The organism is Microcoleus sp. LEGE 07076 (assembly GCF_015207455.1).
GTDB lineage: Bacteria > Cyanobacteriota > Cyanobacteriia > Cyanobacteriales > Microcoleaceae > Microcoleus.
The window spans coordinates 1-8,964 of record NZ_JADEWV010000224.1 but is presented as its reverse complement, the minus strand read 5'-3'; the positions used below and the strand labels follow the sequence as shown (position 1 = coordinate 8,964).

8 protein-coding genes are annotated in these 8,964 nt (G+C 46.9%); 6 read left to right on the top strand and 2 right to left on the bottom strand.

Annotation, left to right across the window (positions count from 1 at the left end; all coding sequences use genetic code 11):
• A partial coding sequence (locus IQ270_RS25265; protein WP_228056684.1) for a thiamine pyrophosphate-dependent enzyme occupies positions 1-816 on the top strand: 816 nt, incomplete at its 5' end.
• Between the two features lie 114 nt (positions 817-930).
• Here the strand turns inward: IQ270_RS25265 and grxC are convergent.
• The gene (gene grxC / locus IQ270_RS25260; protein ID WP_193975923.1) at positions 931-1,245 is read right to left on the bottom strand and encodes a glutaredoxin 3; all 315 of its coding nucleotides are present in this window, start codon (positions 1,243-1,245) and stop codon (positions 931-933) included.
• A gap of 261 nt (positions 1,246-1,506) precedes the next feature.
• Between grxC and IQ270_RS25255 the strand changes: the two genes are divergently transcribed.
• Positions 1,507-1,722, top strand: coding sequence for a hypothetical protein (locus IQ270_RS25255; protein WP_193975922.1), 216 nt, complete (start codon positions 1,507-1,509; stop codon positions 1,720-1,722).
• A gap of 198 nt (positions 1,723-1,920) precedes the next feature.
• Here IQ270_RS25255 and IQ270_RS25250 read toward each other — a convergent pair whose 3' ends face one another.
• The gene (locus IQ270_RS25250; RefSeq protein WP_193975921.1) at positions 1,921-2,772 is read right to left on the bottom strand and encodes a YafY family protein; all 852 of its coding nucleotides are present in this window, start codon (positions 2,770-2,772) and stop codon (positions 1,921-1,923) included.
• A 325-nt stretch (positions 2,773-3,097) separates the two neighbouring features.
• On the opposite strand from IQ270_RS25250, the gene IQ270_RS25245 reads away from it, so the two are divergent.
• The 4 genes from IQ270_RS25245 to cas3 all read left to right on the top strand — a co-directional run.
• Positions 3,098-5,830, top strand: a complete 2,733-nt coding sequence (locus IQ270_RS25245) for a CRISPR-associated protein Csc3 (protein WP_193975920.1) — start codon at positions 3,098-3,100, stop codon at positions 5,828-5,830.
• A gap of 11 nt (positions 5,831-5,841) precedes the next feature.
• Positions 5,842-6,858: a type I-D CRISPR-associated protein Cas7/Csc2 gene (gene cas7d, locus IQ270_RS25240; protein ID WP_193975919.1), complete on the top strand. Its 1,017-nt coding sequence runs from the start codon at positions 5,842-5,844 to the stop codon at positions 6,856-6,858.
• Between the two features lie 111 nt (positions 6,859-6,969).
• Positions 6,970-7,761, top strand: coding sequence for a type I-D CRISPR-associated protein Cas5/Csc1 (gene cas5d, locus IQ270_RS25235; RefSeq protein ID WP_193975918.1), 792 nt, complete (start codon positions 6,970-6,972; stop codon positions 7,759-7,761).
• The coding region (cas3, locus tag IQ270_RS25230) for a type I-D CRISPR-associated helicase Cas3' (RefSeq protein WP_193975917.1) at positions 7,754-8,964 on the top strand (1,211 nt) is incomplete at its 3' end. The genes cas5d and cas3, both read left to right, overlap by 8 nt.

Here is an 8,964-nt window from a genome sequence, read left to right as displayed (position 1 = left end):
GCCCCTACGGAGAATCAAACAGAAAACCGGAATTTTGTAGGGGTAGTGGATGGTGCGTGCCTACCCCTCCCCACCAACGAGGACAGCCACGGGGGGCTGCCCCTACAAGAGAATGAAACAGCCCTGGGGCTAGGGGGGGTTCCAACCTCTCCATCCCGCGAATACCTCCAACATTGGCAAAACGCCGAAATCCAAGTCAGACAAACAATAGACCAAAAATTTTCAGCAATTAACAGCATAATAGAACCAAAAATTTCTTGGCTGCTTTCCCAAATTTTGCCCCCAGCCACACCGATATTTATTGCTAACAGTATGCCCGTGCGGGATGTCGAGTTTTTCTGGAAGCCGAACAACTTAGAAATAAAACCTTTTGTCAACCGCGGCGCTAACGGCATCGACGGCACGCTGTCAACAGCTTTGGGAGTAGCCCACCGCAATCAAAGCAGTATATTGTTAACAGGCGATTTAGCACTTTTGCACGATACAAACGGTTTTTTAATTAAAAATAAATTTGTCGGTCATCTGACAATTGTTTTAATTAATAACAACGGCGGCGGAATTTTTGAAATGTTGCCCGTTGCCAAATTTGACCCGCCCTTTGAAGAGTTTTTTGCCACGCCGCAGGATATAAATTTTGCTCAGTTGTGTGCAACTTACGGCGTGGAACACGAGATAATCGGCGATTGGCAGCAGTTCAAACAAAAATTAAGTTTTCTACCAAATAACGGGATTCGCGTCTTAGAATTGCCAACAAATAGGCGCTCCGATGCTAAATGGCGGCAAGATAACCTAAGTAAATTTGCCAAAGGTTTGTAGTGATGACTGGAGTTAATCAGCGGGCGGGCAAGATGCCCACCCCACAAGCAGAAAATTTACTCTTTGTGGAACAGGCCGGACAGCCTGTTCTTGGAAATGCTGCAATATCTGAGTTTAGACTGCTGGTTGAGCTAGCAGCGGATCTAATTCTCCATCTCTATCAAGTTCGTGAATGTCGTCGCAGCCGCCGAGGTGTTGGTTGTTAATGAAGATTTGGGGCACGCTGCGCTTTCCGTTAGCGCGTAGGGCCATTGCATTTCTGGCTGCTTCGTCGCCGTCTATTTTGTATTCGGTGTAATTTACGCCTTTCCACCACAGCAAGGTTTTTGCCCGGATGCAGTAGGGACAAGTTTGCCAAGTGTAAATCTCAACATTGGCTTTGATCCGATCGGGCGATCGGCCCAAAATGGGATTGAGAAAATCAAGCATTTTCGGTACTGGGGTAAAAATTAAACTGATTGACAGATTAAATCATTTTAGCGAAACGCCATCAGTCCCGCGTCCGGCCAAAAAATCGGCGCGGGATGGAATTACCCGCCGCGCCTGTGAATCTGTGATTTGCGTCACACATTTATTGTAGTGGGATCACTTACGTACACCCCAAATAATCACCTTCGGAACCTAATTAATATCACTGATCTTTTGAGGAAACTAGAGCATGATTAATATATCGAATTCAACCGCACTGCCATGAACTGCTTACAACTCCTCCCCGGCGCTATCTCTGAAATCCTCGCTTCTGTAAGCGACACGGGCGTTTTAACTTTAGCCGATCGCTACGGTTTGATGGCCGCTACTTTGGACGAGTCGCTGAATGAGGATGACAGAGGCTGTGTCAACCGCTTGCTGCGGGCAGTCATCAGAGGCAGAGTAAAAATGGTCAACGAACTTTCAGCAGCATTTTAATCGGGATTTGCAGTTTAGTTCTGATGGTAAGGTAAGTCAGCGGTAGATTCTGATGGCGAAATTGGTTGGCAGCCGATCGCCCGCCGGAGTCCCTGAGACTTGATATAACGGCGACTTGAATTCGATTTAAAGTTTTCTCCTCTAACAAAACAACGGTTTTTTCGATGTGCGGCCTGTTAAGGGCTGCTTTTTTTTGATCTAATCGCGGATTTCGATGTCGTACTGGCGGCAGAGGGCGATCAGTTCTTGTTGGAAGCGATCGCGCACGCTGTCTGGAGAGACAATAACGCAATCTTTGCCGTACCTCCGCACATCTCGAAACAGCCAGAATATACTAGATACCCGCTTCACCACATGACGCACGTCTCCCACCATTTCATTTGCCACATCTTCATCCGGCTTGGATTCATAGTTGTCAGCCAATCCTTTCAAAAAGTGTAAGTGTAATTCGAGATGATCTATGCTTTCGCGCCAATTTTCACTGGCAGGTAGCAAGTTGACAATCTTGTCCAAGCGCAAACACCGATTGTGAGCTAATTCGGGAATTGCTCTGGGATCGGCATCGTCGCACCAGATTTCTAGATACAGACGCTTGTCGTAGAGGCGAATTTTGGCACTGCGGGCAGTAAATTCGCTCACTTTGTCTTTCTTTGACAGGTAAAACAGTCTGAATGGTTGATGGTCGTCAATCAGTTGATTGAGTCGAAGCCGCCATGCTTCAGCAGTTTGGTTAACTTCTTGGAGCAACTTTTGCCGGAAAGGGGTTTCCAGATTGGCTTTGTCCAAGAGTAATGCCATGACGATCTGGGCGGCTTCGACTTCGCCGGAGTCGTTGAGGAATTTGACGGCTTTGTTCAAGGATTGTACTTGCACTGAATTGAGTGTAAAGGGTTCGCCAACTTCGATTTTTTGTTGGGCGATCGCGACCAGTAACCCAGATACGCTGGGGGATTTACCCCATAAGATGCCGAGGCGAAGGGCGATCGCCTCTAGCTGTTCTTTGGTTCCCGAGGGAATCGAAAGTGTAATTGTCTCTTTTTTGCGAGGCATCAATAAAATTGTAAGTACATACTTGACATATGAGGTTTTAAGTGCCACTATCAATATTAGTGTAAATGCAGTCCCCTGTCACGCACTTAAAACCTCAAAAAAATCTGCCATGAATCCATCAATGCCCAATCTTTGGCGCATCAGGAGGTTTGATGAGACTTATGTTAATGACTAAAAACTCGCACCAATGGTGCGAAAAATTGGTTGCATTCATCCTCAGATGGTTTGAGAAAAGATTGAGAACGAGAATTTTATATCTGCATGACTCGCCCGTAAGAAATTAAGTGATTTTTTTAATATCAAATGAACCGATTTGGACGAAAAGATGTCACGAAAAAGTCTGCTTTTTGACGAAGAAACAACAACTTTAGACGATCGCTATTTTGCAGAAATTCGTCCCAGGCTGTACGAACTGCATAACAAACACTCACAGTACGGCAGCCGCCAAGGACGCACCCTCGCCGAACATCTCGATTCAGCTTGTCAGTTCGTACTGACTGTTAGCAAACTTGCCGGAGTTCCCGACGACAAACGCGCGTGCATTCTGGCTGCAACCGCCGTTCACGATTTGAATAAATTAGCAGAGGATGGACGCAATGTTAAAACTTTAGCGCGCGAGCGCACCTTTCTGCAAGAACAACTCGATCGCGCTTGTGTTGCCCAATTCGCCCAAACTGACGAACAACTCGAACTCATCCGCCGCCTGATAGAACGCCATTCTGGACACAGCGCCAGCGATGGAACCCGCTTTTTACCGGAAGATCCCAACATCAAACGTTGGGCCGCGATGTTGATTGGCGGTGACTTATTCGACTTGGGAATTGAGGAAGACAAACGCATTCGCAAAGTCGAAACCGAGTTAACAGTTGCGTTGCAGCGTCCCTGTAAGTTGTTTCATGTCAGTCTTTCAGAAGACCGAGGTTATTTGACTTCGCTGTTGCTGTCAGCTTGCGAAGAGGTTTTGCACGATCGCAATTTGCATACTCTCGCCATTGACCCCAACGGTCAAATTTTTGTCGGATCAGCCTTTCCCAACGGCGATTTAAGCAAAATCATCGCTCAAAAATGGCAGCAAAAGATCGATCGCGTCTTTAGCAGCAACGTCGAACAACTCGTTAACGCCACCAAAGACGGCATCAAAATCGACCCGCAAGCCATTCAACAAAACCCCGAAGCAACCTTAGATGAAGTAGATAAATTACTGGCAAAAAAAGCCAGCGGTTACAAAGTTGAAAAAGTCACCAAAGACATTGAAAAGTACGGCGGCGATGCTGGAGAAACCGCCGTTAATGCCGCCGCAGCAGTCGGCTTGCATCCGGTATCAACTGCCGACGAATTTGCCATCTCCGAGGGACTAAAAACCGCTTACCTCAGCTATCGTGCCGCCGAACTCAGTCCCAAAGATGTTTGGGATCGAATTGCCGTACAAGTCGGGCTTTCTCCCGAACAGCGGGCGGCCTTGGAACCCTTTAACGCGCAGTACGGACGCTGTTTGTTTGCGGCCAAATCGATCGAGGGCGATCGCGAACAGATGCTAGCAAAGGTATTTGCTGCCTTAGAAGACTCATTTCAATTGCGTCCAACAGCAGAAGTAGAAGTCTCCGCAGAATTGGTGAATGCGGTTCGACAATTGCTTAACTTTTCCACACCCACAAACTCGCAAGGTTTTAACGAACTAACAGCATATATTGACGCCAACCCGCGCCAGCGATGTTCCTTGGGCCTAACATCGCTGCAAATCGGCGAATTGAGTTCGCCCAAAATGCCGCCGGGAACCAAAGTACAAGCTTTTTCCAACCGCCTTCCCGGTGGTATGATTGCCGAACCAAAGCGGCGGGCCGATAACTTATCAGCGCTTGGTTATCAGTTGATAGCAGTTGGTGCAAACTTCCCAAATGCAGTCAAACAAGACCCGCTTTATTTACACTTTGCCCTGCCCAAAGGTTCGAGTGTGGAACTCAGAACAATTTGGCAAAACTTTATAAAAAACACTGCAGCCAAGAACGAAGACGGTACAGTAACAGTTGATGAATTGCAACTTTACCGCGAAAATCAGCTAGTCTTTCAATCCAATAAAATGGTTGGGTTGGCACTGCCAAAACGTCCTGATTTTATCAACTCAACGGTAACAATTCCCGTCCTTTGGGGAGAAGTCAATAACTCTGTGGCGTTGCTGAAATCGCTCAGGCTAGCATTGGAAATGAGCTTAGCCTTAGATTTGGGTTTTCCCTTTGTGTTGAGTGCGAATCTGGAAGTCGAACCAACTTGGAATTTTTTCGGAAAAGTTGATGGCATTCCATCATCATTGCAGCCGCTACTGGGGAACGGTCAGTATCGGCGGGACGGTCATTTTTCGGAAAAGGAACGAGGCGTAGTAGTAACAGCAGAAAAAGTTTTAGAACGACTGCGCTGTGTTGCCAAACTAACAATTTCTGTAGCAAGTCTGAAGAAAAAAGATGATTGTCTGTACGACTTAGTACGGGCTTCCACTCGTCCTCTCAGCTTGTATTACGTCCTGCTGCGCTGGATTTTACGAGAACAAGACGATCCTAATTTGGAGGCGATTTGGTCTCGCATTCGAGAACCTTTGAATACTTTATTGGAGAGTTTGATGTCAGAAGAACACGATCGCGTTTCTAGCTATCTCAAGCAAGCCGCACATATTGCCGAATTTGCCAAGTTGCGGGGCAGTTCCTTTCGCCGGACTGCCCAAACCGAGCCGTTTTCGGAGTTTATCAAAGCTGTGCGATCGCGCAAATCTCACATGGATTGGGACACGATATTTGCCGCCCTCGCCCAGCAATATCACAACCGTCTCGATCGCATTCGAGATTATGGCGTGGGTGCGACCAAATACGAACAAATCAAGCAGTTTTATCAAGTTTTGAAACAACTGTTTGAGGATGTTTATCACTCGCGTCCAGAAAGGCTATTAACTGATAGCAAAACTCTTGAAGCTGCCTACTTGTTCTTTTTGCAAGAAGCCCGTCAGGAATTGAAAGCTGAAATCGAAAAAAAGTCTGCAACCACATCTACAACAACATCTGAAAAAAATTAGGAGAGTTCAAAATGTCGATCGCAAAATTGCAACCATTCCTCGCCCCTACCTACGAAAACTTTCCCAAAGGCCGCACCATTGGTATGGTTGTCCTTCGCACAACGCAATCGGAAACCATTTTCCGCACGGAAGGAACGGGCGAACCGATGTGCAGCGAATACGTGCAAGCTGGGATTGAAGATACCGAATCAATTCCTCGGTTGGTGATGACAAAACGCAAACAAGTTGCACCAGAAAGGCGGAAAGGACGTGAATTTTTGCGATCGCAAAATCTCCTTTACCCCGCACCGAAAACCAATGAAATTTGCGCCCTCAATACGAATGCGCCTTGTGAAATGTGCGTTGATTGCTTCCTTTACGGCTTCGCGGCGGGTGGAGAAGGGGCACAAAAAAGCCGAGTCTGGACGGAAGATGCGTTTAGTGTGCTGAATTCTACAGAACTGATTGGCGATCGCACGATCAATGCTATTTTTGAAACCGGAACTATGCGCGATGAAAAAGGTAACGCTTCGACGGCACTAAACACTAGCGAATATATCAAACCAGGAGTTCATTTCCTCGATATTCTCACCCTCAAAGATGTCACCGCAGACGAATTGCGCTACACCCTAGGCAACATTTTGCTAACCACTCGTTACGGCGCTGTTTCCAGCCGCGTCGGACGCATGGACAATCAAATTCTCGGTGTCTTTGGCGGTATTGCCGAATTACCCAGTTCTCTCGAATTGGTACAAGGAGTTTACGACAAGCTGAAAGCTGAACATACCGTCCTCGAACATCCTTTCAAAACTCAATCTTTAGTCGATGCAACTCAGGAAATTATCAGCACTTGGACAAACAAACGAGGTATTTCTATGCAGTTGTCCGCAGCCGAACGTGACGCGCTGATTGCAGATGTCGATCGCCATTGGTCGTTACCCGAACAAGAAACATTCCTCAAACGCTTGGATGAATCCTATGCACCTTGGCGCAAGGTGAAAACTGAAAACAAGAGCAAAGGGCGAGGTAAAAAATCGGAGGAATCATAAATCTTCTCCCTGTGTCGGGGCGGGTTTACAAATATCCTCAATTTAAAGGATAGGGGTGAACTTGCCCGTACAGGATTTGCGTTTATTTAAGCGTTTAAATTAATCTAAACCATGCCGCAATTAGAACTTTCCCGAACTTCTTCCACTTCGATAATTGCCTATAAAACCGCACGTTTAATCGAACTTTGGTGCGCCGAACCTGTGTTTTTTGCGTCGCGGGAATTGTCTGATACTTACTATACCGAAGGGGCGATCGGCAATTATGCCCTAGCCTACGCTTTGGGTTGGGCGCGATCGCCCTATCGACTCACGGGACAAGACACCGGAAGACCCCGATATATTGAGGATTTAACGCCTCTTTCCGGTGAAAGCTACATCCTCCCCGCGTGGCCAGGGAACGGCACTGTATCCTTGCGGTTTGAGCGGTTTAACGCCCTTTCTGACTCCTATTGGTATGCGATGACGAACAATCGCGTGGCAACAGCGCGGGAAGATGTACCGCTGAGTCGATCGGGCAAAAAACCCAGTACGTACCGCCCCAGCAACTTCCCCCAAACCGGGCGATTGCGGATGATTGAACGGGGAAATCGGTTTCAAACATTGGTATTTGGCGATCGCGAATTACCCGAATACATCCGCGTCGGTAAATTCACCAGCAAAGTTCGCGTTGACATCCTTAAAAAATTCGATATTGTGCAACTTCCGAGGGGCGATTATCGCTGCAATACCTATCTCAGCGCGGCCGATTTGCCTGCAAATATCGAACTCCTCGCTTTCGACTTAATTTCGATGCCGCCCGCCTCGTTATTGAAGAACCTTTCCTTTCGCGGTGAGGCGCTGCAAGCCGGCGATTTCATTCTCCCAGCCAACCTTGAATTTTGCGGTCAAAATCCCAATGAATAATCTAAAAATTCAACTCGAACCAGCCAGTATTTCTGCTTGTAGTAAATTGCCCCCACAACTGGAATTTATGGGACAAGCCTTGCAGCATCAAGTCGATGTTTGTGCAGCCTCTAAAGATAACGATATAATTATCGATACCGCGCCGACTGGAACGGGAAAAACGCAATCAGGATTGAACGTTTTGCTGCACAATCCTGACCGAAATGCGATTTATATTGCGCCGACAAATGCTTTGATTGACCAACAAACAAAAACTGCAGAAGAGTTTGTTCGTAAAGCAAATTTGCCGCATCTCGTCAAAGCAGCTTCTGCCAAGCAAGTTAATTTGTGGTCAGAAGATTTAGTGGGGAAACGTTCTGGGGAAAAAATCTATAACGTTTTGCGAGAACCTGCGACAATCTTTCCCGAATGTGGCGGCGGTAGACCGATTTTGCTGGTAACGAACCCGGATATTTTCTATTATGCCACGTTCTTTGCATACAATAAGCTGGATCGCAGCAACATTGCTAGCGAATTTTACAGCAGTTTCTCGACGGTAATTTTCGATGAATTTCACCTTTACGATGCCAAACAGTTAGTCAGCTTGTTTTTCTATCTCGCTTTATCCAAAGAGTTTGGTTATTTTCAGCACAACCGCAAAATTGTTTTGTTGACAGCAACGCCGGAACCTGCTTGCGATGAAGCCTTAAATGTTTTGGGAAAAAATGGTGTCAAAATTTATCGAACTGACAGCAAAAATCAAATCGATCGCCTACTTCCTTCTCAAACTCAAGTCAATCTCGAAATTCGCAAGCAGCCAGAAAAAGACAATCTAATTGCAGAAATAGTTGAAGAAGTTGTGCGGCGGCTTCGCGAATTTCCTGACGAAAATGGGGCGGTCATTCTGGATTCCAAGGATACATTAGGGCGGATTTCCGATCGACTGCGCGATCGCGGATTTGCCGATTGCTGCGGGCGGATTACGGGCGATACACCCAAGGAAAAACGCCTGCAGGCGGCCCAAAGACAAGTGATTCTGGCTACGAGTACCGTGGATGTGGGCTTTAATTTTGAACGGGATAATCCGCCACCCAGACAGAATCTCGATTGGTTGATTTTTTCAACGCGCGATCGCTTTTCATTTTGGCAGCGGATCGGGCGTGTGGGGCGGGTTTTGGGAAAAACGCAAACCGATATTGCTTCAGGGGCGATCGCCTATTTGCC

Bases quoted from the DNA above. Each gene is read 5' to 3' on its own strand.
- grxC (WP_193975923.1), bottom strand. From the start codon at position 1,245: ATGCTTGATTTTCTCAATCCCATTTTGGGCCGATCGCCCGATCGGATC.
- IQ270_RS25255 (WP_193975922.1), top strand. From the start codon at position 1,507: ATGAACTGCTTACAACTCCTCCCCGGCGCTATCTCTGAAATCCTCGCT.
- IQ270_RS25250 (WP_193975921.1), bottom strand. From the start codon at position 2,772: ATGCCTCGCAAAAAAGAGACAATTACACTTTCGATTCCCTCGGGAACC.
- IQ270_RS25245 (WP_193975920.1), top strand. From the start codon at position 3,098: ATGTCACGAAAAAGTCTGCTTTTTGACGAAGAAACAACAACTTTAGAC.
- cas7d (WP_193975919.1), top strand. From the start codon at position 5,842: ATGTCGATCGCAAAATTGCAACCATTCCTCGCCCCTACCTACGAAAAC.
- cas5d (WP_193975918.1), top strand. From the start codon at position 6,970: ATGCCGCAATTAGAACTTTCCCGAACTTCTTCCACTTCGATAATTGCC.